The organism is Pseudomonas sp. HMSC076A11, assembly GCF_001810205.1.
In the GTDB taxonomy this organism is placed as follows: domain Bacteria; phylum Pseudomonadota; class Gammaproteobacteria; order Pseudomonadales; family Pseudomonadaceae; genus Pseudomonas; species Pseudomonas aeruginosa.
Genome location: NZ_KV800314.1, coordinates 262,252 through 285,726 on the forward strand (window position 1 = coordinate 262,252; position 23,475 = coordinate 285,726).

24 protein-coding genes and 3 riboswitches are annotated in these 23,475 nt (G+C 69.9%); of the genes, 15 read left to right on the forward strand and 9 right to left on the reverse strand.

What is annotated here, in order from left to right:
* Positions 1-467, forward strand: a 467-nt coding sequence (locus tag HMPREF2716_RS19570) for a methyl-accepting chemotaxis protein (protein WP_031803920.1), incomplete at its 5' end; no start/stop codon positions are given.
* A gap of 11 nt (positions 468-478) precedes the next feature.
* Here the strand turns inward: HMPREF2716_RS19570 and HMPREF2716_RS19575 are convergent.
* Together HMPREF2716_RS19575 and HMPREF2716_RS19580 are read right to left on the reverse strand one after the other, a co-directional pair.
* Complete coding sequence (locus HMPREF2716_RS19575) at positions 479-736, reverse strand: hypothetical protein (RefSeq protein WP_003101434.1); 258 nt, start codon at positions 734-736, stop codon at positions 479-481.
* Positions 737-786: 50 nt separating this feature from the next.
* Positions 787-1,560 carry an SDR family oxidoreductase gene (locus tag HMPREF2716_RS19580; protein ID WP_003101432.1) on the reverse strand — a complete coding sequence of 258 codons (774 nt, stop codon included), beginning with the start codon at positions 1,558-1,560 and terminating at the stop codon, positions 787-789.
* Positions 1,561-1,770: 210 nt separating this feature from the next.
* Between HMPREF2716_RS19580 and HMPREF2716_RS19585 the strand changes: the two genes are divergently transcribed.
* From HMPREF2716_RS19585 to HMPREF2716_RS19595, 3 genes are all read left to right on the forward strand, one after another.
* Complete coding sequence (locus tag HMPREF2716_RS19585; RefSeq protein ID WP_003160598.1) at positions 1,771-2,607, forward strand: AraC family transcriptional regulator; 837 nt, start codon at positions 1,771-1,773, stop codon at positions 2,605-2,607.
* A 50-nt stretch (positions 2,608-2,657) separates the two neighbouring features.
* Complete coding sequence (locus tag HMPREF2716_RS19590) at positions 2,658-3,251, forward strand: LysE family translocator (protein WP_003114018.1); 594 nt, start codon at positions 2,658-2,660, stop codon at positions 3,249-3,251.
* Between the two features lie 119 nt (positions 3,252-3,370).
* Positions 3,371-4,237, forward strand: coding sequence for an MBL fold metallo-hydrolase (locus HMPREF2716_RS19595; protein WP_003101427.1), 867 nt, complete (start codon positions 3,371-3,373; stop codon positions 4,235-4,237).
* Here the strand turns inward: HMPREF2716_RS19595 and HMPREF2716_RS19600 are convergent, their stop codons facing one another.
* Genes HMPREF2716_RS19600 through HMPREF2716_RS19615 form a run of 4 tightly spaced genes read right to left on the reverse strand, consistent with a single transcriptional unit; the run spans position 4,238 to position 9,216 of the window.
* A complete protein-coding gene (locus tag HMPREF2716_RS19600; RefSeq protein WP_003114019.1) occupies positions 4,238-5,269 on the reverse strand; it encodes a FecCD family ABC transporter permease in 1,032 nt (343 codons plus the stop codon).
* Complete coding sequence (locus HMPREF2716_RS19605; protein WP_003162552.1) at positions 5,266-6,237, reverse strand: ABC transporter substrate-binding protein; 972 nt, start codon at positions 6,235-6,237, stop codon at positions 5,266-5,268. Before HMPREF2716_RS19605 ends, HMPREF2716_RS19600 begins: the two co-directional genes overlap by 4 nt.
* Complete coding sequence (locus HMPREF2716_RS19610; RefSeq protein WP_003101422.1) at positions 6,234-7,007, reverse strand: ABC transporter ATP-binding protein; 774 nt, start codon at positions 7,005-7,007, stop codon at positions 6,234-6,236. Before HMPREF2716_RS19610 ends, HMPREF2716_RS19605 begins: the two co-directional genes overlap by 4 nt.
* Before the next feature lie 52 nt (positions 7,008-7,059).
* Positions 7,060-9,216 carry a TonB-dependent receptor gene (locus HMPREF2716_RS19615; RefSeq protein WP_003452422.1) on the reverse strand — a complete coding sequence of 719 codons (2,157 nt, stop codon included), beginning with the start codon at positions 9,214-9,216 and terminating at the stop codon, positions 7,060-7,062.
* A 98-nt stretch (positions 9,217-9,314) separates the two neighbouring features.
* Positions 9,315-9,520: riboswitch (cobalamin riboswitch) on the reverse strand.
* 157 nt (positions 9,521-9,677) lie between these two features.
* A riboswitch (yybP-ykoY riboswitch) is annotated at positions 9,678-9,843 on the forward strand.
* A 9-nt stretch (positions 9,844-9,852) separates the two neighbouring features.
* On the opposite strand from HMPREF2716_RS19615, the gene mntP reads away from it, so the two are divergent.
* Positions 9,853-10,422, forward strand: coding sequence for a manganese efflux pump MntP (gene mntP, locus HMPREF2716_RS19620; RefSeq protein ID WP_003122506.1), 570 nt, complete (start codon positions 9,853-9,855; stop codon positions 10,420-10,422).
* A gap of 54 nt (positions 10,423-10,476) precedes the next feature.
* On the opposite strand, the gene HMPREF2716_RS19625 is transcribed toward mntP, so the two are convergent.
* The 3 genes from HMPREF2716_RS19625 to HMPREF2716_RS19635 are packed head-to-tail and all read right to left on the reverse strand — an operon-like array spanning position 10,477 to position 13,542.
* A complete protein-coding gene (locus HMPREF2716_RS19625) occupies positions 10,477-11,205 on the reverse strand; it encodes a cobalt-precorrin-6A reductase (protein WP_003160595.1) in 729 nt (242 codons plus the stop codon).
* Positions 11,202-12,302, reverse strand: coding sequence for a cobalt-precorrin-5B (C(1))-methyltransferase (locus HMPREF2716_RS19630; protein WP_003114022.1), 1,101 nt, complete (start codon positions 12,300-12,302; stop codon positions 11,202-11,204). The genes HMPREF2716_RS19625 and HMPREF2716_RS19630 overlap by 4 nt, the downstream gene beginning before the upstream one ends.
* Complete coding sequence (locus HMPREF2716_RS19635) at positions 12,295-13,542, reverse strand: bifunctional cobalt-precorrin-7 (C(5))-methyltransferase/cobalt-precorrin-6B (C(15))-methyltransferase (protein WP_025297487.1); 1,248 nt, start codon at positions 13,540-13,542, stop codon at positions 12,295-12,297. The genes HMPREF2716_RS19630 and HMPREF2716_RS19635 overlap by 8 nt, the downstream gene beginning before the upstream one ends.
* Positions 13,543-13,627: 85 nt before the next feature.
* Positions 13,628-13,879: riboswitch (cobalamin riboswitch) on the forward strand.
* A gap of 89 nt (positions 13,880-13,968) precedes the next feature.
* Here HMPREF2716_RS19635 and cobG point away from each other — a divergent pair.
* From cobG to HMPREF2716_RS19685, 10 genes are all read left to right on the forward strand, one after another.
* On the forward strand, positions 13,969-15,339 hold the full coding sequence (gene cobG / locus HMPREF2716_RS19640; protein WP_025297486.1) for a precorrin-3B synthase: 1,371 nt from the start codon (positions 13,969-13,971) through the stop codon (positions 15,337-15,339).
* Positions 15,336-15,962, forward strand: coding sequence for a precorrin-8X methylmutase (locus tag HMPREF2716_RS19645; protein ID WP_003107929.1), 627 nt, complete (start codon positions 15,336-15,338; stop codon positions 15,960-15,962). Before cobG ends, HMPREF2716_RS19645 begins: the two co-directional genes overlap by 4 nt.
* Positions 15,959-16,711 (forward strand): precorrin-2 C(20)-methyltransferase, encoded by a 753-nt coding sequence (locus tag HMPREF2716_RS19650; RefSeq protein ID WP_003091011.1) that lies wholly within the window; start codon positions 15,959-15,961, stop codon positions 16,709-16,711. The genes HMPREF2716_RS19645 and HMPREF2716_RS19650 overlap by 4 nt, the downstream gene beginning before the upstream one ends.
* Positions 16,704-18,383, forward strand: coding sequence for a precorrin-3B C(17)-methyltransferase (cobJ, locus tag HMPREF2716_RS19655; protein ID WP_033877211.1), 1,680 nt, complete (start codon positions 16,704-16,706; stop codon positions 18,381-18,383). Before HMPREF2716_RS19650 ends, cobJ begins: the two co-directional genes overlap by 8 nt.
* Positions 18,384-18,452: 69 nt before the next feature.
* Complete coding sequence (locus HMPREF2716_RS19660) at positions 18,453-19,301, forward strand: substrate-binding periplasmic protein (RefSeq protein WP_003091009.1); 849 nt, start codon at positions 18,453-18,455, stop codon at positions 19,299-19,301.
* Positions 19,298-19,657 carry a DUF4398 domain-containing protein gene (locus HMPREF2716_RS19665; protein ID WP_003091008.1) on the forward strand — a complete coding sequence of 120 codons (360 nt, stop codon included), beginning with the start codon at positions 19,298-19,300 and terminating at the stop codon, positions 19,655-19,657. The genes HMPREF2716_RS19660 and HMPREF2716_RS19665 overlap by 4 nt, the downstream gene beginning before the upstream one ends.
* Positions 19,657-20,466, forward strand: a complete 810-nt coding sequence (locus HMPREF2716_RS19670) for an OmpA family protein (RefSeq protein WP_003091007.1) — start codon at positions 19,657-19,659, stop codon at positions 20,464-20,466. The genes HMPREF2716_RS19665 and HMPREF2716_RS19670 overlap by 1 nt, the downstream gene beginning before the upstream one ends.
* Before the next feature lie 193 nt (positions 20,467-20,659).
* On the forward strand, positions 20,660-21,298 hold the full coding sequence (locus HMPREF2716_RS19675; protein ID WP_003091005.1) for a LuxR C-terminal-related transcriptional regulator: 639 nt from the start codon (positions 20,660-20,662) through the stop codon (positions 21,296-21,298).
* 85 nt (positions 21,299-21,383) lie between these two features.
* Positions 21,384-21,752, forward strand: coding sequence for a hypothetical protein (locus HMPREF2716_RS19680; RefSeq protein ID WP_003107036.1), 369 nt, complete (start codon positions 21,384-21,386; stop codon positions 21,750-21,752).
* Positions 21,753-21,973: 221 nt separating this feature from the next.
* Complete coding sequence (locus HMPREF2716_RS19685) at positions 21,974-23,413, forward strand: aminotransferase-like domain-containing protein (protein WP_003091003.1); 1,440 nt, start codon at positions 21,974-21,976, stop codon at positions 23,411-23,413.
* The last annotated feature ends 62 nt before the right edge of the window (positions 23,414-23,475 follow it).

Here is a 23,475-nt window from a genome sequence, read left to right on the forward strand (position 1 = left end):
TGCTCGCCCTCAACGCCGCCATCGAAGCCGCGCGGGCTGGCGAGCAGGGTCGCGGTTTCGCCGTGGTGGCCGACGAGGTGCGGGCGCTGGCGGCGCGTACCCAGGATTCGACCAAGGACATCCAGGCGCGCATCGAGCGCCTCCAGGCCGGGGTGCAGAACGCCGTGCGGGCCATGCAGTCGGGCAGCCTCAAGGCGCGCGACAGCGTCGAGCGCGCCGCCGGGGTCGACGGCGTGCTGGCCGCCACCGGCGACGCGGTGGGGCGGATCAACGACCTCGCCGCGCAGATCGCCTCGGCCTGCGAGGAGCAGAGCCGGGTAATCGACGAAATCGCCCGCAACATCAGCGAGGTGCGCGAGCTTTCCGCCCAGGCGGCGGAACATTCGGAGCAGGGTACCGGGGCCAGCCGCCGGCTGTCCGAGCTGTCCTCGGAACTGGCGCGGCTGGTCGGCCGTTTCCGCGTCTGAAGCGCCGCCGCCTAGCGCGGCGCCAGCCAGATCGCCACGCCGGCCAGTGCCGCCGGGACCAGGAAGACCAGCAGCAGGATCGGCAGTTCTTCGCGCAAGCCGTAGCCGGCGTGCTGGACGCCGACCCACAGGTTGACCAGCGCGACGGCCAGCCAGGTCGGCAGGAACAGGCCGGCAGCGAGCGCCGGCCCGGCATCCCAGAGTTTGCCGAAGAGCAGGAACAGGCCGAGCAGGACGATGCCGCCGGCGATTACCAGGGTCACGTGCATGAAGGGTTTCCGCAGGCAGGCAGCGACCGCCGTGGCGGCCGCTGCGTGGCTCACTTGGTGGAGAAGCCGCCGTTGATGAGGATGGTCTGGCCGGTGATCCACCAACCTTCGCTGACCAGGTGGCGGATGAACGGCACCACGTCGTCGATGTCGGTCAGGCCGGTTTTGGAGAACGGCGACAAGGCCGCGGCGTTCTTCAGGTAGTCCACCGCATCGGCACCTTCGGCGGGGTAGAAGAAGGGCGTGTCCATGGGGCCCGGGCCGACCGCGGTGACCGAGATGCCGCGCGCGCCGAACTCCTTGGAAGCGGCACGGGTGAAGTGCTCCACCGGCGCCTTGGTGCCGGCATAGGCGGCGTAGTACGGGGTATAGGCGCCAAGCAGGGAGGTCACCAGGGTGCAGATCTTGCCGTTGTCGTTGACGTGCTTGCCGGCTTCGCGCAGGAAGAAGAACGCAGACTTGGAATTGACCGCGCTCATCTCGTCGTATTCGGTCTCGCTGATCTCGGTGATGGGTTTCTTCAGCACCTTGCCGACGGTGTTGATGGCGATGTCCGGCTTGCCCACCGCGGCGATGGCGTCGGCGAACAGCTTTTCCATGGCCGCGGCGCTGGTGAGATCGCCCTGCAGCGCTACCGCCTTGGCTCCGGCTGCCTGCAGCGCGGCGACGGTGGCGTCGGCATCGGCCTTGCTCGCGGCGCTGTTGTAGTGGATGGCGATCGCCTTCGCGCCGTGGGCGGCGAGATCACGGGCGATCAGCCCGCCCAGGTTCTTGGCGCCGCCGGTGATGAGGACGGTCTTGCCTTTGATGGAGTGGTCGACCATGGGGTGTTTCTCCTGCGGTGAGTGGAGAACCCAGTCTAGGGAGGGCGGCCTTGCGGAGTAATCGCGGCGGCCTGGATAGATTGTCCAGAAACGCCGATCAATTCCCGCCTCCGGAGGAGCGCAGCCGCCTGCACGAATCTTCTAGAACCCCGGGACGGGCGCGTTATAGTCGCGGCGACGAAACCAACGAGTGGGAAGACCTGACGCACGATGGGGAGCCGAGACTGGATCGACCTGGCCCGCGACGCCGAGACCGGGATCGAGACCCTGCGCGCCCATTTCGAGGGCCACGCCTACGATCCGCACTGGCACGACAGCTACCTGATCGGCTACACCGAGATCGGCGTGCAGCAATTCAACTGCCGCCGACGCCGACACGACAGCACCGCCGGCCAGGTATTCCTGGTCGAACCGGGGGAGATCCACGACGGTCGCGCGCCGATCGCCGGCGGCTTCACCTACTCGATGCTGTACCTGCAGCCGGACTGGCTGCGGCGCGAACTGCGGGCGACCTTCGACGATGCGCCCAGCGACCGCGACCCCGGCTTCCACGCCAACCTCACCGAAGACCCGCGCCTGACCCTGGCCATCGCCCAGGCCTTCCGCGTCCTGCATGGCCGCGAGCTGCGACTGCTGCGGCAGACCGCCCTGGAGCTGGTGCTGGAGCGGCTGCGCGTGCACCTCGGCTGGCGCGAGGCGAAGCCATTCGATCCGCGCCTGCCGCTGGTGGCGCAGAAAGCCCGCGACTACCTGCATGCGCACTTCTACGAGGACATCGGCCTGGACGAGCTGGCCAGCGCCTGCGGCACCGACCGCTTCCGCCTGAACCGTGCATTCAAGGCCGCCTACGGCTTGCCACCCTACGCCTACCTGGTCCAGTTGCGCCTGGCCAAGGCGCGGCAGATGCTCGCTGTCGGCGGGCAACCGGCGGACCTCGCCAGCGCTCTCGGTTTCGCCGACCAGAGCCATCTCGGCCGCTGGTTCCGGCGCGCCTACGGGATGACCCCGGCGGCCTACCGCCGGCAGTGCACCCAGCTTCCAGACTGAGGCCCGGCGCGTCGCCAGGATGAAGGCTCCCCCGCCACAGGAGCCCGTCCATGCAATCCCTCGTGCCCTTCCTGCTGTTCGCCGTCGTCGCCTCGATCACCCCCGGACCGACCAACATCCTGGTCCTGAGCAACAGCCAGCGCCACGGCCTGGCCGCCGCCTGGCCGATCGTGCTCGGCGCCTGCGCGGCGGTGGCGGCGCTGATCCTGCTGCTCGGGCTCGGCCTGGGCGAGTTGCTGCGACGCCATCCGCTGCTCCAGCAGGGGCTCGCCTGGCTCGGCGTCGGCTGGCTCAGCTACCTGGCCTGGAGCCTGTTCCGCAGCGCGGGCGGCATCGACGGCGCGGAGCCGCCGCGGCGCCTCGGCGTGCTCGGCGGCGCGGCGTTGCAACTGGTCAATCCCAAGGCCTGGATGATGGCCCTCGCCGCGCTGGCACTGTTCGCCGGGGAAGGCGCCGGACAGGCCGGGCGGATCGGCCTGCTGGCATTGCTGTTCTTCCTGGTTTCGCTGCCGTGCCTGGCCAGTTGGGCCTTGCTCGGCGTCGGCAGCGCGCGGCTGCTGCGCTCGCCGTCGCTGATGAAACGCTTCAACCAAGGCATGGCGCTGTTGTTGCTGGCATCGGCCTGGGCCGCCCTGCTGCTCTGAGGCGGTCCGGTAGCTTCCTGACAAACCTGTGGGTTGGTACGCCGGGCCCGGGTTGGCTATGGTGGGACGATCCGTAGCCATGGCGCGGTCGCCGTCAGCACGCCGCGCAAGGAACCTCCATGTTGAAACCCGACATCACTGCCTTCTTCGACCCGGCCACCTCCACCTACAGCTACGTGGTGCGCGACCCGTCCAGCCGCGCCTGCGCCATCGTCGACCCGGTGCTCGACTACGACCCGGCCGCCGGGCGCACCAGCCATGCCAGCGCCGAACGCCTGATCGCCCATGTTCGCCAGCACGACCTGCAGGTGGAATGGCTGCTGGAGACCCACGTGCACGCCGACCACCTGTCGGCGGCCATCTTCCTGCAGCGCGAACTGGGCGGGTGCCTGGCCATCGGCGCGCGAATCACCCAGGTGCAGGCGAAATTCTCCGGCCTGTTCAACCTCGGCGAGGCGTTCCCGGTGGACGGCCGCCAGTTCGAGCACCTGTTCGAGGACGGCGAGTCGTTCCGCATCGGCGCCCTGGAATGCCGCGCGCTGCATACCCCGGGGCATACCCCGGCGTGCATGACCTACCTGGTCGGCGACAGCGCCTTCGTCGGCGATACCCTGTTCATGCCCGACTACGGCACCGCCCGCTGCGATTTCCCCGGCGGCGACGCGCGCCAGCTGTATCGCTCGATCCAGCGCCTGTTCGCGCTACCCGACGCGACCCGCCTGTTCATGTGCCACGACTACACGGCTCCCGGCCGCGACGAGCACCGCTGCGAAACCAGCGTCGGCGAGCAGCGCCGGCACAACGTGCACGTCCGCGAAGGCGTCGACGAGGAGGCGTTCGTCGCCATGCGCCAGCAGCGCGATGCCACCCTCGGCATGCCGACCCTGATGCTGCCGGCGATCCAGGTCAACATGCGCGGCGGCAACCTGCCGCCGGTGGAAGGCAACGGGGTGCGTTACCTGAAGATCCCGCTGGATCTGTTCTGATCAGCTGCGGCGACGTAGCAGGAGAATGAAGAACAGCCCACCGATGGCCGCGGTGGCGATGCCGATGGGCAGGTCCTGGGGGGCGATCAGGGTGCGCGCGGCGACATCCATCCAGACCAGGAACAGCGCGCCGAGCAGGGCGCACACCGGCAGCAGCCGGCGGTGCTCGGCGCCCACCAGCAGGCGCGCGGCGTGCGGCAGCATGAGTCCGACGAAGCCGATGGCGCCGCTCACCGAGACCAGCACGCCGGTCAGCAGCGAGCAGCAGATGAAGACCCACAGGCGTACGCGACGGGCGTCCAGGCCGAGGGTCACGGCGGTCTGTTCGCCGGCCATCAGCGCGTTCAGCGCACGGCCCAGCCCGAGCAGTACCAGCAGGCCGCCGGCCACGCACAGCGCCGGCAGCCAGATCAACGACCAGCGCGCCAGGCCGAGGCCGCCGAGCATCCAGAACAGCACAGAGGAGGCGGCGCGGTGGTCGCCGAGGAACAGCAGCAGGTTGGCCAGCGCCAGGAGCACGAACGACACCGCGACCCCCGCCAGCAACAGCCGGTCGCTGCCCAGGCGGCCGCCGCGACTGGCCACGCCGAGCACCAGCAGCATGCTGCCGAGGGCGCCGAGGAAGGCCGCCAGCGGCAGGGTCAGCAGGCCGATCACCTCGCCGATGTAGAGCACCACCAACACCGCGCCGAGGGTCGCGCCGGAGGTGGCGCCGAGCAGGTGCGGATCGGCCAGCGGATTGCGCGTGACCGCCTGCAGGGCCGCTCCCACCAGCGCCAGGCCGGCGCCGACGCAGGCGCCGAGCAGTACCCGTGGGGCGCGGATCAGCCAGACGATGTGCTCCTGGCCGGCGCTCCAGGCACCGGGCTCCGCCGCCACGCCGAACAGGCGCTGGAGGACGATGCGGCCGACCAGGCCGCTGTCCAGTCGCGCCGGACCGAAGCCGAGGGCGACCACGCAGGACAGGCCGAGCAACATGACCAGGCTGCCCAGCAACAGGCAATAGGCGCGAGGGCTGCGGAACAGGGTCATGGACGTGGCGCCCGAGGGTGGAGGCCGGCGACCAGGGTTTCTATCGCCGCGGCGTTGCCGATGCCCGGCGTGGCCTGGTTATAGGGCAGGACGATGAAGCGTCGCTCGCGGATCGCGGTCAGGCTGCGCAGCGCCGGGTTCTCTTCGAGGAAGCGCTGCTTCTGCGCGGCGCTGGTCTCGCCGTAGTCGACGATGACGATGACCTGCGGATCGCGGGCGACCACGCTTTCCCAGTTGACCTGGGTCCAACTGGCCGCCACGTCGTCGGTCACGCTGCGGCCGCCGGCGGCCTCGATCAGCGCCTGCGGCATGCCCAGGCGGCCAGAGGTGAAGGGGCGGTCCTCGCCGCTGTCGTAGAGGAATACCCGCGGCGCCTCGGCGTTCGCCGGGATGCCGGCGCGGGCGCGCTCGATGCGTGCCTGGAGGCTGGCGACCAGGCGCTCGGCGCGCGGTTCGACGTCGAAGATCCGCCCCAGGTTGCGCAGGTCGCGGTACAGCTCGTCGAGGCTGGCGCGGCGCGGCTCGCCGATCTGCGCGCAGGATTCGCTCAGCTCGTAGACCTTCACCCCCAGCGGCTCCAGGCTGGCCGGAGTGAGGTCGCCGCCGACGCGCATGCCGTAGCCCCAACCGGCGAAGAAGAAGTCGGCGTCGACATCGAGCAGGGTTTCCGCCGTGGGGTAGCGCGCCACCAGCTCGGGCAGCGGCTTGAGCGCGGCGATCAATCCGGGATCGGCATTCTTCCACCAGCCGCTGATGCCGGTATAGCCGACCATGCGCGTTTGCAGACCGAGGGCGACCATCATCTCGGTGAGGTTGATGTCGTGGCTGACTGCGCGCGACGGCGCGCGCTCGAACGTCACTTCGCGCTCGCAGCTGCGCACGCTGAGCGGGTAGCGCTCGGCCAGCGCGGCATCGGCGCAGGCGAGCAGGGCGCAGAGCAGCAGGTGGTGCAGGATCGGGTGCTTCATGCTTGGGTAATCCAGGTCAGGCGCGGGTGGTCGGCGAGGGGGTGGCGGTCGACCAGGGCGCGGACGCCGAACACCCGCCACAGCAGGTCGGCGTCGAGCACCTCGGTCGGCGTGCCCTGGGCGACGATGCGGCCGCCGTCGAGCACGTAGAGGCGGTCGCAGAAGGCCGCCGCCAGGTTGAGGTCGTGGAAGCTCGCCAGGGTGCTCAGGCCGAGGCTGCGCAGCAGGCGCAGAAGCTCCAGCTGGTAGCGCGGGTCGAGGTGGTTGGTCGGTTCGTCGAGGATCAGCAGGCGCGGCTCCTGAACCAGCGCGCGAGCCAGCAGGGCGCGCTGCTTCTCGCCACCGGAGAGGCTGGCGAAGGGGCTCGCGGCACGCCCTTCGAGACCGACCTGGAGCAGCGCCTGGCGGACCCGCTGGCGGTCGTCCGCGCCGTGGCCGTCGAACAGGCCCTTGTGCGGCGTGCGGCCCATGGCGACCACGTCCTCGACGGCAAGGCCGAAGTCCTCGGGGAACTCCTGCAACACCACCGCGATACGCCGGGCGGCCCAGCGCGGCGGCTGGCGCCAGAGGTCGTCGCCGTCGAGCACCACCCGGCCGCGCTGCGGTCGCGCATAGCGGAAGGCGCAGCGCAGCAGGCTGGTCTTGCCGCTGCCGTTGGGGCCGATCAGGCCGACGAAACTGCCGGCCGGGACTTCCAGATGCACGCCGCGCAGCAACTCGGTGGAGGCGTCGGGCGACCAGTGCAGGGCATCGAGGTGAAGGGACGACATGGCTACTCGCAGGTCCGGTGGTTCAGCAGAGACGATTGCCGCGGCGCCGGCTTCAGAAACTGAAGTCGGCGGTGACGTTGAACGAGCGCGGCTGGCCCATGATCCATTGCTGGCCGTTGTTGTTGTCAGCCAGGGCGTACTGGCGGTCGAACAGGTTGTACAGCTCAAGGCCGAGGGTCAGGTCCGGCCGTACCCGCCAGCCCAGGTTGGCGTCGACCACCGTGTAGCCGGGCAGGCTGGCCTGGTTGGCGGCGTCGGCGTAGCGCCGGTCGACGTAGCGCAGCCCGGCGCCGACGCGCAGGGTCTCGGCGAAGGACTTGTCCAGCCAGAGGTTGGCGGTGCGCCGTGGCACGTTCCTGGGGCGGTTGCCGTTGCGCGAGTAGGTCTGCCCGTCGATCGTTTCGTCGAAGTCGTCGTATTCGGCACGCACCAGCGCGGCGTTCGCCGACAGCCGCCAGTCCTGGGCCAGGTTCAGTTCCAGGCTGGCCTCCAGGCCGTCCGAACTCTGCTGGCCGACCTGCTGCGCGTCGTGCGGCGGCAGCGGGTTGGCGCTGAGCAGCTTCTTCTTGACGATATGGTAGGCGGCCAGGGTCCATTCGCCGCGACCGTCCGGGAACAGCTGCTTGAGGCCGACCTCGGTCTGCTTCGAGTGGGTCAGGTCCATCTGCTGCTGGGCCGCGTTGAGGGTGATCAGGTTGCTCACACCGTCCTCGCTGGTGGAGTACTGGCCGTACAGCGACAGTTCCGGGGTCAGCGCGAAGACCATCCCGGCGCGCCAGTTGCCGCCCTGCAGGCTGCGGTCGCTGCGGGTGCCGGCGCGCAGGTCGTCGCGGTCGATATGGTTCTGGTCGCGGCGCACCCCGGTCACCAGCGACAGGCGCTCGTTGAGCTGCAGGCGGTTCTCGGCGAACAGGGCGAAGGTGCGGGTCTGGCTGCGCGAGTGCGGCCGGTAGGGCGAGCGGCTTTCGAAGTAGCCGGGCGCGGGATGCCAGGGGTCGATGTAGTCGCCGCCGACATCGGTATAGGGCGAGTTGTTGCTCAGGCGGAAGCGGATGCGGTTGTACTCGGCGCCGACCAGGGTGCGGCTGTCGAGGCCGAACAGGGCGTGCTGGAAGGCGAAGGTCTGGCGGTCGCCGATCTGCTCCTGCTCGTGGCTGATGCGCAGGTAGTCCCTGCGCAACAGCTCTTCGCGCGGGACGTCCCATTCGTAGGTTTCGGCGTTGCGCCAGTGGCGGCGGGCCTTGATGTAGTACAACTGGTTGCTCGCGGTGACGCTGTCGGAAAGGCTCCAGTCGCTGGTCAGGCGGGTCCACTGGTCGTTGTAGCGCTGCACGTCGTTGCGCACGTTGTAGTTCTTCTCGCGCAGGCGCTTGTGGTACTTGCCGCCGACCAGCGGGGTGCCGAAGTCGTTCATCGGCTCCTGGTCGCCATAGTCGTGGGCGAGGGTGAAGGCCAGATCGTCGCTGGCCTGCCAGCGCAGCGCCGCGCTGATGCCCAGGTTGCGCGAGTCGCCACGGTCGATCCAGCCGTGGCTCTGCTGCTGGTTCAGGTTGAGCCGGTAGCTGAGGCTGTCGGTCAGCGAGCCGCCGCTGTCCAGGGCCAACTGGCGGTTGTCGTAGGAGCCGTAGCCGAGGCGCAGGTGGTTGCGGATCTCGCCGGCGAAAGGCTTCTTCGGCACCACGTTGATCACCGCGCCGGTGGCGCCTTCGCCGTACAGCACCGAGGCCGGGCCGCGGATCACGTCGATGCGCTCGACCATCCACGGATCGCTGGGGAAGTTCACCGTGCCCATGCCGGTGTACAGGCGCGTGCCGTCGAACAGCTGCATCACCGATGCATGGCCGCTGAAGCCGCGCGCCGAGAGGCCGGTACCGCCATCTCCGGGGGTGCCGATGAAGCTGATGCCGGGGCTGCGGGTAACGGCGGCCTGGACGCTGGGGTTGTTGCGCCGGCGAACTTCCTCGCCGCTGATGCTGCTGGTGCTCGCCGGGGTGTCCAGGGCGCTGAGGCCCAGGCGCGAACCGGCACTGACCGGAGTGGCGAGGTCGATGTGGTCGAGTTCGGCGGGATCCTGGCGAACGCTGACCAACTGGCTGGGCAGGGCGAGGGCGGCTTCCTCGGTTTCGGCGAGGGCGGGCGGTACCAGCAGCAGGCTGGTGGAGAGGCCGAGGGCGAAAGGCTCGGTGCGCAAACGGCTGAAGCGGGGCATGGGCGTTCCATCTCATGGCCGGGCAGGACGGAACGCGCAGGAAATCGCAGGCGCGACAGCGCCTCGAACAACCGGCTCGCTCCCGCCCACCGCGGGTGTGCCAACAGGGCGTTGCAGGCCGGTCTCCGGGCTTGCGAGGGTCGTGAAATCCTCGCCTTCCCATGCTGGAGCACAGTGGCCTGAAGAGGATTTCGCTCGCTTACCGTTGCGGGGGCAGCGCCGGACTGATCACCGAAGTGACGCACCGGCTTCCCGTTTCACCTCCTGCGCGGCGGCAGGAGGCACCTGGAACGGGCCGGATGGGAACATCCGCACCGTTTCCAGTCAAGCCTTGAACGATCTGGATTGAATAAAATGTTATACTATAACAATTCGCTTGTGCAGTCTTTCTTCGCCGGACCCCACGCCCTGGCGCAGCTTCCCGGGTCATCACATTTTCTTCACGCCGGCCTGCTATGCTGCCGGCCTTCCTTGGGGAGTAGCCTGCCGTCACCCGTTGACGGCGCGCTGGTCAACATTCTTGGCAACCTGCCATGGCCAGCGCATCCAACCGGATTGGTGAGACCAACGACATTCCTGCGCCAAAGCCGGGCCGCGGGGTCATGTCGTTGACTCATGCCCGGCTGGAGTATCCGCGTGAATCCCGTTTCCCTGATCTTCCTCGCCTTCGCCATGTCCACCGATGCCTTCGCCGCGGCCATCGGCAAGGGCTCCAGCCTGGATCGGCCGCGCCTGTCGGAGGCGCTGCGCACCGGGATAATCTTCGGCGTGATCGAGGCCATCACCCCTCTGGTCGGCTGGCTGCTTGGCCAGGCCGCCAGCCAGTTCGTCGCCGACTGGGATCACTGGATCGCCTTCGTCCTGTTGGTGCTGCTCGGCCTGCACATGATCCACAACGGCCTGCGCGCGGATCATGAGACGGAACAGGAAAAGCCCGGCCAGCATTCGTTCTGGATTCTCGCGGTGACGGCGCTGGCCACCAGCATCGACGCGCTGGCGGTGGGCGTCGGCCTGGCCTTTGTCGACGTCAACATCTTCCTCGCCGCCGGTGCCATCGGCCTGGCCACCATGACCATGGTCACCCTCGGCACCATGCTCGGCCGGGCGCTCGGCGCAGTGACCGGCAAGCGCGCGGAGATGGTCGGCGGGGTGGTGCTGATCCTGGTCGGCGCGACCATTCTCTACGAGCATCTCAGCGCGGCGTGAGCGGCGCCGGAGATGGAGGCGGGACAGGTCGCGGCGAGTGGGTGGGCGTTCGCTTCAGGCGCTTTCCCAATCGCGGATCGCCGTCAGCAGCGCCTCGCCGTCGGCGAACTCGCGGTCCGCCGGCGGCAGCGCCGGACGCGCCAGGACCAGCACCGGCAGGCCCATTTCCCGCGCCACCTGGAGCTTCGGCTCGGTGGCCTGGCTACCGCTGTTCTTGCTCACCAGCACGTCGCAGGCGAGGCGCTCGAACAACGCCCGTTCGCCATCCAGGCTGAACGGCCCGCGCGCGCCGATCACCTCGGCGCGCGGCGCGGCCGGCTGGCCTTGCAGGCAGCGCACGGTCCAGTGCTGGTGCGGCGGGACCTGGCCGAGATGCTCCAGCGGTTCGCGGCCGAGGGTGAACAGCGGACGGCGGAAGGGTGCGAGGGCGGCGATAAGCTCGCGCCAGTCGGCTACCTCGCGCCAGTCGTCGCCGGGCCCGGCCTGCCAGCCGGGCCGGCGCAGCGCCCAGCAGGGCACTCCGGCCAGTCGCGCGGCGCGCACGGCGTTCTGGCTGATCCGTGCGGCGTAGGGGTGGGTGGCGTCCACCAGCAGGTCGAAGCCCTGCTCGTCGATGAACGCCGCCAGCCCTTCGGCGCCGCCGTAGCCGCCGACCCGGACCCGGCAGGCCAGGTCGCCGGGCACCTTGCCCAGCCCGGCGAGGCTGTAGAGATGCGCCGGACCGAGCCGGCGGGCGAGGGCCAGGGCCTCACCGATCCCGCCGAGCAGCAACAGGCGCTTCATCGGCGCTCCTCGCAGGCCTGGCCGACCAGGTTGCCCTGGCGGTCGATGGCGAAGACTTCCAGCGCCACCTCGGTGGGCACGATGCCGCGGGCGAAGCGCAGGGCGTGGGCGCAGACCGCATCGCCCAGGGCCACGCCTTCGGCGTGTGCCTGGGCCAGCGCCTGCTGGCTGGTGTTGGCGGCGCGCATGCTGTCCTGTAGCGCGGTGCTGGCACCGAGCGCGGCGGCCCAGCCGGCCAATTGCGGCAGGTCGATGCTGGAATGGCGACTGTGCAGGTCGAGGTGGCCGCCGGCGAGCTTGCTGATCTTGCCGAAGCCGCCGCACAGGCTGAGCTTTTCCACCGGCGCCCTGCGCAGGTGCTTGAGCACCGCGCCGGCGAAGTCGCCCATCTCGATCAGGGCGATCTCCGGCAGCGCATAGCGCCGGCGCATGGCGTCCTCGCTGGCGTTGCCGGTACAGGCGGCGATGTGACGGACGCCGTTGGCGCGAGCGACATCGATGCCCTGATGGATCGAGGCGATATAGGCCGAGCAGGAGAACGGCCGGACGATGCCGCTGGTGCCGAGGATCGACAGCCCGCCGAGGATGCCCAGGCGCGGGTTCATGGTCTTCAGCGCCAGCTCGGCGCCGCCCTCCACGCCGATGGCGACCTCGAAGCCGCCGGCGTAGCCCCGTTCGGCGGCGAGCTGGGCGAGGTGGCGTTCGATCATCTGTCGCGGCACCGGATTGATCGCCGGCTCGCCGACCGCCAGGGTCAGCCCCGGGCGGGTCACCGTACCGACCCCGGGGCCGGCATGGAAGCGCACGCCAGGCTCGGCGCTCAGGCGCACCCGGGCGAACACCAGGGCGCCATGGGTGACGTCGGGATCGTCGCCGGCATCCTTGAGGGTGCCGGCTTCCGCGCCGTTTTCCCAGGCGCGGCAGAATTCCAGGCGCATCAGCACCTGCTGGCCCTTGGGCAGGACGATCTGCACCGCGTCGCTGATCGTGCCGCCCAGCAGCAGGCGCGCCGCCGCCAGGCTGGTGGCGGTGGCGCAACTGCCGGTGGTGTAGCCACTGCGCAACGGCGCGGGCTGCTCGGGGGTTTCCTCACGCATCGCGGGGAGGCTTCCTGGCGGCGGGCTTGCGCAATTCCAGCAGGGTGATCGGCAAGGCCTGGCGCCAGGTGTCGAAACCGCCCAGCGGTCGCGCGTGGGCGACGCCGAGGCGGGTGAGGTCGCCACCCAGGCGTTGCTGCCAGTCGAGCAGCACCCGTTCGCTCTGCAGGGTGACCGCGTTGGCGAGCAGGCGGCCGCCGGGCCGCAGGCGCTCCCAGCAGGTTTCCAGCACGCCCTCGGCGGTGACTCCGCCGCCGATGAAGATGGCGTCCGGCTCGGGCAGTTCCAGCAGCGCCTCCGGGGCGCTGCCGGCGACCAGGTGCAGGGTCGGTACGCCGAGGGCGTCGCGGTTGTGGCGGATATGTTCCTGGCGCTCGTCGTTGGCTTCGATGGCGATCGCCCGGCAACTGGGGTGCGCGCGCATCCATTCGATGCCGATGGAGCCGCAACCGGCACCGACGTCCCAGAGCAGCTCGCCGGGGCAGGGCGCCAGGCGCGCCAGGGTCACGGCGCGGACGTCGCGCTTGGTCAACTGGCCGTCGTGACGATAGGCCTCGTCGGCCAGGCCCGGGGTCAGCGGCAGGCGCACGGCGCCGGCGCCGGCGCGGCATTCCACCGCCACCAGGTTGAGATCGGCGGCGCGCGGCAGCGACCAGTCGCCGGCGAGGCCGTCGAGACGGCGCTCGAGCGGCCCGCCGAGGTGTTCCAGCACGCTCAGGCGACTGGCGCCGAAGCCACGGGCGTTCAACAGGCGGGCGATGGCGGCCGGGCTGTCGCCGTCGTTGCTCAGGACCAGCAGGCGCCGGCCGTCGTGGACCTGTGCCTGCAGCGCCGCCAGCGGACGCGCCACCAGCGACAGGCAGGCGACCTCCTGCAGGGCCCAGCCGAGGCGGGCGGCGGCCAGCGAGAGGGAGGAGGGCGCCGGCAGGACCCGCAGTTCGGTCGCCGGCAGTTGCCGGGCGAGACTGGCGCCGACGCCGAACAGCATCGGGTCGCCGCTGGCCAGCACGCAGGTCGGCTGGCCGCGCCGGGCCAGCAATGGTTCCAGGGAGAACGGCGTCGGCCAGGTTTCGCGGGCGGCGCCGATGCACGGCGGCAGCAGTTCCAGCTGGCGCGCCGCGCCGACGATCCGGCTGGCGTGCAGCAGGGCACGCCGGGCCTGCTTGCCGAGGCCGGGATAACCGTCCTCGCCGATGCCCACCAGGGTCAGCCAGGGCGGCGTCGAGTCTGCCGATGACACGGTTCCGATACTCCTGAAATGCGTCTGTGAAGGGCCCGCGACGGCTTCCGGACGGAATGGGTTTTCCCGGCCCCGGGCTGGGCGGCATAATAGCGCGTTCGTCGGTGCCCGGCCCTTTCGCGTTAGCGCGGGGCCAACGAGGGCCGAAGAGGGAACACGGAGCCGCGGTCTTTTCGAAGCCCGGGCCTAGCCGTGGCTGCCCCCGCAACTGTATGCAGCCTGTATTCGCGCCATTCGCCACTGGATTACCGGGAAGGCGGCGCGAAGCGGAGGTTCCTCCCCCGGGTGGAACGCCGGGCTGCGAGCCAGGAGACCTGCCGCCGAAACCAGTCGCGAGTGCCAACATCGGGCGGGGTGTACCGATGCCGTGGTCTGTCCCTGGGGGACAGCGGTGCGGTCGCCGCGACGCCGATTCGAGTAGCGTTTTTGAACGACGACCAGACCCCGGCGCCCCTGCCCGTACCACGTCCGTCGCCCTGTCCCGGCCTGCTGCGTATCGTCCAGGCGCTGGACGGCGGCATCTGCCGCATCAAGCTCGACGCCGGCCGCCTGGACGCCGCCCAGGCACGCGCCGTGGCGGCCGCGGCGCGGGATTGCGCCAGCGGCGTGATCGAGGCGACCAACCGTTCCAACCTGCAATTGCGCGGCGTCCGTCGCGGCGAGGAAGAGCGGCTTGTCCGCCGCCTGCTGGACGCCGGCCTCGGTCCCCGGCATGGGTCCCTGGCCGGCGCCGACGACGTGCGCAACCTGATGCTCAGCCCGGCCGCCGGGCTCGATCCGCACCTGTCGCTGGACGTGCGCCCGCTGGCCGCTCGGCTGTTGCTGCGGCTCCAGGCGGACAGCCGCTACCACGCGCTGTCGGCCAAGTTCGCCATCCAGCTGGACGGCGGCGAAGACCTGGCGATGCTCGAACATCCCCATGACATCTGGCTCTCGCCGATGCCCGCGGCGCCGACCGCGACGCTGGTCTTCGGACTCGCCGGCTGCCCGGCCCGCGACCGCCCCCTGGCGGCGTTGCCGGCGGAGCGGGGCGAGTCCCTGGTGCTGGCGCTGCTCGACCTGTTCCTCGAACGCGCCCAGCCGCAACAGACGCGGATGCGCCACCTGTTGCAGAAGCTGGCCGGAGAACCCTTGCTGGAGGCCTTGCAGGCGCGCCTGGATTTCCCTCTGCGGCGTGACGAGCGGGTGGCGGCCTGGCAGCGTCCGCCGGGGCGTGCGTGGAGTCATCTCGGCGTCCAGCCACAACGCCAGCCGGGCCTGGTGATGGTCGGCGCGGCGGCGCCGCTCGGCCGGCTCGACAGCGCTTGCCTGGAAGGCCTGGCCGAGCTGGTCGAACGCCATGGCGACGGCAGCCTGCGCCTGACCCCCTGGCAAGGCGTGCTCCTGCCGAACCTGGCGCACGCCGAGGCCGACCAGGCGCTGCTCGGCCTGCGCGGACTCGGCCTGCTGACCGAGCCCGATGCGCCGTTGGCGCGGCTGATCGCCTGCAGCGGTTCCAGCGCCTGCGCCAGGGGCCTGGCCGACACCAAGGGCGACGCCTTGCGCCTGGCCGAACGCCTCGGCCCGCGCAGCGACCTGCCGCAACTGCACCTGTGCGGCTGCGAACGGTCCTGCGCCGCCGCCCACCGCGCGCCGCTCACCCTGCTGGCGCGCAGCGGCGGGTTCTACGACCTGTACCGGCACGACCCATGTCACCCCGGATTCGGCCAGTTGCTGGCCAGCCGCCTGACTTTCGCCACGGCCGCCGACTACCTGGCGGCCCTGCCTTCCCAGCACACTTCCGGAAAACCCGCATGATTGACTACATCCGCGATGGCCAGGCGATCTATCGCCAGTCGTTCGCTACCATCCGCGCCGAAGCGAACCTCGCCGGCATCCCGGCCGACCTTGAAAAGCTCGCGGTCAGGGTGATCCACGCCTGCGGCATGGTCGACGTGGTCGACGACCTGCGCTTCTCGCCCGGCGCCGGCGCCGCCGGCCGCGCCGCGCTGGCCGCCGGCGCGGCGATCCTCTGCGACGCGCGGATGGTCGCCGAAGGCGTGACCCGCTCGCGGCTGCCCGCCGCCAACCGTGTGATCTGCACCCTCAACGAAGCGGACGTGCCGGCGCTCGCCACGGAACTCGGCAATACCCGCTCGGCGGTGGCCCTGGAGCACTGGCGCGAGCACCTGGAGGGCAGCGTGGTGGTGATCGGCAACGCGCCGACCGCGCTGTTCTACCTGCTGGAAATGCTCGACGCCGGCGCGCCGAAACCGGCGCTGATCCTGGGCTTCCCGGTCGGCTTCGTCGGCGCCGCGGAATCCAAGGAGATGCTCGCCGCCGATAGCCGCGGGGTGCCCTACGTGATCGTCCGCGGTCGCCGTGGCGGCAGCGCCATGGCCGCCGCGGCGGTGAACGCCCTGGCCACGGAGCGCGAATGATGAGTGTCGTGAAGGGCCGCCTGCTGGGCCTGGGCGTCGGGCCCGGCGATCCCGAACTGATCACCCTCAAGGCCCTGCGCCTGCTGCGCGCGGCGCCGGTGGTCGGCTATTTCGTGGCCAAGGGCAAGAAGGGCAACGCCTTCGGCATCATCGAGGCGCACCTGGACCAGGCCCAGGTGCGCCTGCCGCTGGTCTATCCGGTGACCACCGAGAAGCTGGAACCGCCGCTGTGCTACGAGACCATCATCAGCGATTTCTACGACACCGCCGCCGAACAGCTGGCCGCGCACCTGGACGCCGGCCGCGACGTGGCGGTGATCTGCGAGGGCGACCCGTTCTTCTACGGTTCCTACATGTACCTGCACGACCGCCTGGCGACGCGCTACGAAAGCGAAGTGGTGCCTGGCGTCTGCTCGATGCTCGGCGGCGCGGCGGTGCTCGGTGCGCCGCTGGTGTACCGCAACCAGAGCCTCTCGGTGCTCTCCGGAGTGCTGCCCGAGGAGGAGTTGCGCCGGCGCCTGGCGGATGCCGACGCGGCGGTGGTGATGAAGCTCGGCCGCAATTTCGACAAGGTCCGCCGCGTGCTGGTCGAGCTTGGCCTCGAGCGCCGCGCGCTGTACGTCGAGCGGGCGACCATGGCCAACCAGCGGATCGTGCCGTTGGAACGGGTGGAGCCGATGGCCTCGCCGTACTTCTCGCTGATCGTCGTCCCCGGCGACAAGTGGCAGGGAGGGGCCGGCGGTGAGTGACGCCCAGCAGGTTCCGGCCATCGTCATCCTCGGCCAGGGCGCGCTGGATACCGCGCGGCGGGTCCAGGCGCGCTATCCCGGGGCGCTGGTCCACGGGCTCGCCGGGCGGGTCGAGGCCGACCGTTCCTATACGGACTTCGGCGACACCCTGCGCGAACTGTATTGCGCCGACCGCCCGATCGTCGCCCTGTGCGCCGCCGGCATCGTCATTCGCAGCCTGGCGCCGTTGTTGCAACGCAAGGGAGCGGAGCCGCCGGTGCTGGCCCTGGCCGAGGACGGTAGCGCGGTGGTGCCGCTGCTCGGCGGGCTGGCCGGGGTCAACCGGCTGGCGCGGGAAATCGGCGAGGTGCTGGCCGTGGCGCCGGCGATCACCACCAGCGGCGAGCTGCGCTTCGGCACCTGCGTGCTCAACCCGCCCGCCGGTTATGTCCTGGCCGACCTGGAGCAGGGCAAGCGCTTCGTTGCCGATTTGCTCGGTGGCCAGCCGGTGCGCGTCGAGGGTGCCGCCGGCTGGCTCGACGCGGCCCGTTTGCCGCGCGACCCGGCGGCGGCGCTGGCGATTCACGTGACGCCCTCGGCGCGTGCGCCGCGGGCCGAGGAACTGCTGATCCATCCGCGCTGCGTGCTGGCGGCGCTCGAACCTGCCGACGCGGCGGCGGACGCGGTGCGCCAGGCGCTGGTCGATGCCGGCCTGGCCGCGGCGGCGCTCGGCGGCTTGCTGGCCGACAGCGCGCGGATGGCCGATCCGCGCCTGCAGGCCGCCGCCGATGCGCTCGGCGTACCGCTGCGCTTCCTGCCGCAGACCGATCCCGCTGCGCGCCTGCGCCAGGCCTTGCCCGCCGCCGAGCAGGTCGGCGACCGGCTGGCGGTGGCCGCCGCGCCCTTGGCGATGGACCGCATCGGCCAGCGTCGCGGCCGACTCACAGTGATCGGCCTGGGGCCCGGCTGCGCCGAGCTGATGGTGCCTGCGGCGCGGCGGGCACTGGACGAGGCCGAGGACATCCTCGGCTACCAGACCTACGTCGACATGGCCGGACCCTTCCGCGCCGGACAGGTGCTGCATGGCAGCGACAACCGCGAGGAATTGCAGCGCGCCCGGCATGCCTTCGAACTGGCGGCGACGGGCAGGGCGGTGGTGCTGGTATCGTCCGGCGACCCCGGCGTGTTCGCCATGGCCGCCGCGGTGCTGGAAGCCCTGCATGGCGCTGGCGAGCCGGCCTGGGACGCGGTCGAGCTGCGGATCTTCCCTGGCGTCTCGGCGGCCCTGGCCACCGCGGCCAGGGCGGGGGCGCCTCTGGGCCACGATTTCTGCCTGCTGTCGCTGTCCGACAACCTCAAGCCCTGGGAGGTGATCGAGCGGCGCCTGGACCTGGCCGGCGCCGCCGACCTGGCGATGGCTTTCTACAATCCGATCTCGCGGGCGCGGCCCTGGCAACTGGGACGGGCGCTGGAGATCGTCGCCCGCCATCGTTCGCCGCAGACCCTGGTGGTGCTCGGTCGCGACATCGGGCGGCCCGGTGAGCGCCTGCTGCGCACCACCCTGGGCGAGCTGCGTGCGGAGCAGGTGGACATGCGCACCCTGGTGATCATCGGCTCGTCCACTACCCGCAGCTTCCCGCGCGCCGACGGCGAAGCCTGGGTCTACACGCCGCGCTGGTACCCATCGGAATAGCGGGGCGGGAGCGCGCGCGGAAATGTGGCAGACTGCTGCGCGCATCCCTGTACCGCGGAGCCTGAATCCATGTCCTTTCGCTGTTCCCCGTGCCGCCTGGCCGGCATCCTGCTGGCGGCGCTGTTCGTTCCGGGGCTGGCCGCGGCGGCCGGCTCCTGCGAGCGCCTGGTGGCCACCGGCAACCCGGAGTACCCACCCTACCTGTGGCGCGACCCGCAGGATCCGAAGCGCCTGATCGGAGCCAATGCCGACCTGTTGCAGCGCCTGGGCAAGGAGCTCGGCGTGCGCATCGACGTGCTCTATAGCGGCTCCTGGGAGAAGGCCCAGGAAGAGGTGACCAGCGGTCGCGCCGACCTGCTCGCCGGGGCCTACCTGACCCTGGCACGGCTCGGCAGCATGGACTATGTGCATCCGCCCTTCCTGATGACCAGCGGGGTGGTCTGGGTGAACAAGGACGCCGCGTTCCCGTTCATCGGCCGCGACGACCTGATCGGGCACAAGGGCAGCGTGCTGGCCGGCAGCAGCCTGGGCGAGGAGTTCGACCGCTTCGCCAAGGCCAGTCTCGACCTGAAGCCGGTGCCGAGCCTGACCCAGGGCTTGCAGGACCTGATGCTCAAGCGCAGCGAGTTCCTCCTCTACCAGGCGTTGCCCGGGCAGGCCCAGGTCGAGGCGCTGGGCATGGCCGACGACCTGGAGGCGCTGGAACCGGTGCTGAGCAGCGAGGGGCTGTACCTGACGCTGTCGCACAACTCCGCCTGCAACGATCCGTGGCTGCGCGGACAACTGGCGAAAAAGATGACAGAATTGTCGGCTGCCGGCGTTCCCGTAACGCTCTTGCAGGACAATCTCGAACGCTGGAAAGCCCAGCAATTGCCGGCTTCCGGCGCCAGTTCGACTACGCAGGAAAGTGACTTGTGAGCATTCGATGGATGATGGCCGCAGGCCTCGCCGCGCTGACCCTGAGCGGTTGTGCGAGCAACGACCCGGCTCCGCTGGAGCAGATGCGCCTGACCGAACAGGCGCTGGAGCAGGCCAAGGCGGTGGGTGCCACCGACGACGTGGCCGAGCTGAAACTGGCCCAGGACAAGTACGCCGCGGCGCAGATCGCGATGACCGCGGAGTCCTACAAGAAGGCGCGCCTGTTGGCCGAGCAGGCCGAGCTGGACGCACGCCTCGCCGAGTCCAAGGTGCTGACGCAGAAGAGCAAGGACCAGCTCGGCGAGCTGGACAAGAGCCTGAAACGTCTGCGCAAGCAACTGGGGGAGACCGACTGATGCCGGGCAAAGCGACTCTCTTCGCCACCCTGCTGGCCTGCGCCGCGCTGGCTGGCTGCGCCGACCACAAGCTCAGCGAACAGTCGCTGGCCAAGGCGCAGAGCGAGTTCGACCAGGTCAAGGAAGATTCCGACGTGCTCCGCGCGGCGCCCAAGGATGTGATCCGCGCCGGCGAATCGCTGGCCCGCGCCGAACGCCTGTCCAGCTACTGGGGCAGCAGCAGCGACGTGATCCAGTATGCCTACCTGAGCCAGCGCTACAGCGAGATCGCTCGCCAGCACGCCTTGCTCAACCTCAACCAGGAGCGCCTGACCCGCCTGCAACTGGAGCGCGAGCGCCTGCAACTGGCCCTGCGCGAAGCCAAGCTGCTCAGCGTGCAGGAGCAGGGCCAGCGCCTGAGCGAGGAGATCGCCAGTCTCAGCACCGAGGAAACCGAGCGTGGCCTGGTGCTCACCCTTGGCGACGTGCTGTTCGACTTCAACCGCGCCGAACTCAAGCCGGCGGCCAACCGCACCGCGCTGAAGCTGGTGCAGTTCCTCCAGCTCAATCCGCGGCGGGTGATCCGCATCGAAGGCTATACCGACAGCGTCGGCGACAGGCAGGCCAACCTCGACCTGTCGCGCGAGCGCGCCCAGGCGGTGGCCGACGTGCTCGCCGATCTCGGCGTGGATCCCGCGCGCATGCAGGTGGTCGGCTACGGCGAAGCCTTCCCGGTCACCGACAACGCCTCCAACCGGGGGCGGGCGCAGAACCGCCGGGTGGAGATCGTCTTCTCCAACGACAAGGGCCAGCTCAGCGCGCCGCGCTGAGTCCCGCGCTGCCGCAGGGAGCCCCGGTACCCCAAAGGGTCCGGGGCTTTTTTCGCCTGGCGAACCGGGTGGCGCCGGATTTCTCTGTCAGACCTTGCGCAAGAGCGGGCTATCATCGGGATCGAACTAGTTCGAGCAGCAATCCGTGCAGCATAAGCACCTTGTATTTCGTTATAACGAGTAGAGAGGCGCAATGAGTTCGAACGAAACCCTGCCGGGGCTGGTGATCGCCGATTCCTTCCCGGTCATGCAGTGGGCGCTGCAGCGCTACCTCAGCGAGGAGTGCGGACGCCAGGTGCTGGCGGTGGTCGGCGATAGCGACAGCCTGGTGGAGCGCCTGGCCGACCTGCCGCCGGAAAGCATCCTGATCACCGAGCTGGGCTTGCCTGGCCAGCGCAGCCGCGACGGTATCCACCTGGTGGAATGGCTGACCCGGCACTGCCCGCAAATGAAGGTGATGGTCTACTCGGTGTTCAGCGCGCCGTTGCTGGCCAAGGCGGTCCTGCGCAGCGGCGCCTCGGCCTACATCAGCAAGCGCAGCCCGCTGGAGACGTTGAAGGCGGCGCTGGAGTGCATGGCGCTCGGACAGACCTTCCTCGACCCCGGCCTGCACCCGCAGCGGCATACCGGCAAGCCGCTGAGCCCCACCGAGGTGGACATCCTCCGGCGCCTGGCGCGTGGCGACACGGTCAGCGAGATCGCCCAGCGGACCATGCGCAGCGTGTCGACCATCAGCACCCACAAGAAGAACGCGATGGTCAAGATAGGCCTCAACAGTGACGCCGAACTGATCGCCCTGGGCGTGATGAACTGGCTCCACGAACTCGCCTGACCGGGTTCGAAACATCTCGACCGCCAGTTGCGGAACAATCCTCGCCAGCCCCCGGGAGCCATCCCGCCGCAGCCGAGGAATCCGCATGATCCGCCAGCCCCGCTTTGCCCGTTTCGTCCTGCCGTTGTTGCTGAGCCTGTGCCAGCCGTCCTTCGCCGCCGAACTCCGCGCGGTTGCCGAAGCACGCCGCCAGGAACTCCTGCTGGAGGACTCGCCGGTGGCGTGCGGCGAGGCGGGCTGCACGGCGCGGGAAAGCCTCAGCCTGGTGGCGTTGCAGGTGCAGGCCCGGGTTCTGGTCACCCGCCTCGGCCGCGATGATTTTTCCCCGGCCGCCCGCCAGCCCGCCGCCGTCCCGGACTACCGCCTGTTCGGCGATCTCGGCCTGGCGCCAAGCCCCTTCGCCTGGCAAGCGTTGACCGGCGAGAGCGCGGCGGCGGACGCGTTGCGTTTCTGACTTTCCCTATGGCCGCTCCCCAGGCGGCTCTTGGCGGACTGTTTCCCGCCCGCACCCGGCCGGTGGCGACCGACCGGGTTTTCTTTTTCTCGCGAACGCGCCGTCTCTGCGACCGACCCGTACAGTTTTGCGACTGTATGCCTGGTTGTCGGCCGAACTGTTCTGGAGCAGTTTCACGAATTGAGCTACTGTTTCGGTTCAATCGCCGAGGAAAACCCGCCATGACCAATCTGCTGCTTTACCAACGCATCGCCCAGCAGTTGGCCGAGGACATTCGCCGTGGCGTCTACCAGCCGGGCGAGCGGGTACCGTCGGTGCGCAAGCTCAGTACCCAGTTGAACGTCAGCCACGCCACCGTGCTGCAGGCCTACGCCACCCTCGAGGACCAGGGACTGATCCGCGCCCGTCCGCAATCCGGCTTCTACGTCCACCGCACCCCGGCGCTGACCGCGCCGACCCCGGATATCGCGCGGGTCGAGCGTCCCGGCCTGGTCACCCGCAGCAGCATCATCAACCAGGTGCTCGCCGAGTCCCGCCGCGAAGGGGTATTCCCGCTCGGCGCGGCGGTGCCGCACGTGGACTACCTGCCGGTGCGCGCCTTGCACCAGCAACTGGCCAAGGTCACCCGCTTCCAGAGCCCACGGGCGTTCAGCTACATGTTCAGCCCCGGTTTCGAGCCGCTGCGGCGGCAGGTGGCGATCCGCATGCGCGACGCCGGCGTGGTGGTCGACCCGTCGCAGGTGACCATCACCCACGGCTGCGTGGATGCGATCCACATGGCCCTGCGGGTGCTGACCCGTCCCGGCGACCTGATCGCCACCGAGTCGCCGAGCTACTACGGCCTGCTGCAACTGGCCGACGTGCTGGGCCTGAAGGTCATCGAGATCCCCAGCGACCCGCGCACCGGGATCAGCCTTGAAGCGCTGCAACTGGCGGCCAACCAGTGGTCGATCAAGGCCTTGGTGCTGACCGCGCGGCTGAGCAATCCCTTCGGCGGGACGATTCCCGAGGATCGCCAGAAGCAACTGCTGAAACTGACCGCCGAACACAACATCGGGGTGGTCGAGGACGACATCTACGGCGAACTGATGTTCGACCAGGGCCAGGCGCGCTCGCTCAAGTCCCACGACCGCGACGGCCGGGTGATCTACTGCTCGAGTTTCTCCAAGACCATCTCGCCCGGCGTACGCATCGGCTGGATCATCGCCGAGCGCTACCAGGAGGAGATCCGTCGCTTGCAGACCTTCACCACCCATTCGGCCTGCACCGTGACCCAGATGGGCGTCGCCGCCTACCTGGAGAACGGCGGCTACGACCGCCACCTGCGCTACATCCGCCAGGAGTACCGGAAGAACATGACCGCCTACCAGTTGGCGGTGCAGCAGTACTTCCCGGAAGGTACGCAGATGACCCGGCCCAAGGGCGGCTTCATCCTCTGGGTCAGCCTGCCGGCCAAGGTCAACACCAAGGAACTCCACGTGCGGGCCCTGGAGCAGGGCATCAGCATCGCCCCGGGGCTGATCTTCAGCAACACCGAGCAGTTCAACAACTGCCTGCGGCTGACCTGCGGGATTCCCTGGAACCGCGAGGCGGAGCGGGCGATCATGACCCTCGGCATGCTTGCCGGGCAGCTTTGCCAGGAAGGCCTTATCGCCGCCTGAGCGCGAGGCGCTCCCCTGGCTGAGGGGCGCCCCGCGACAGTCCGCGAAGAATTTTCCCGGGG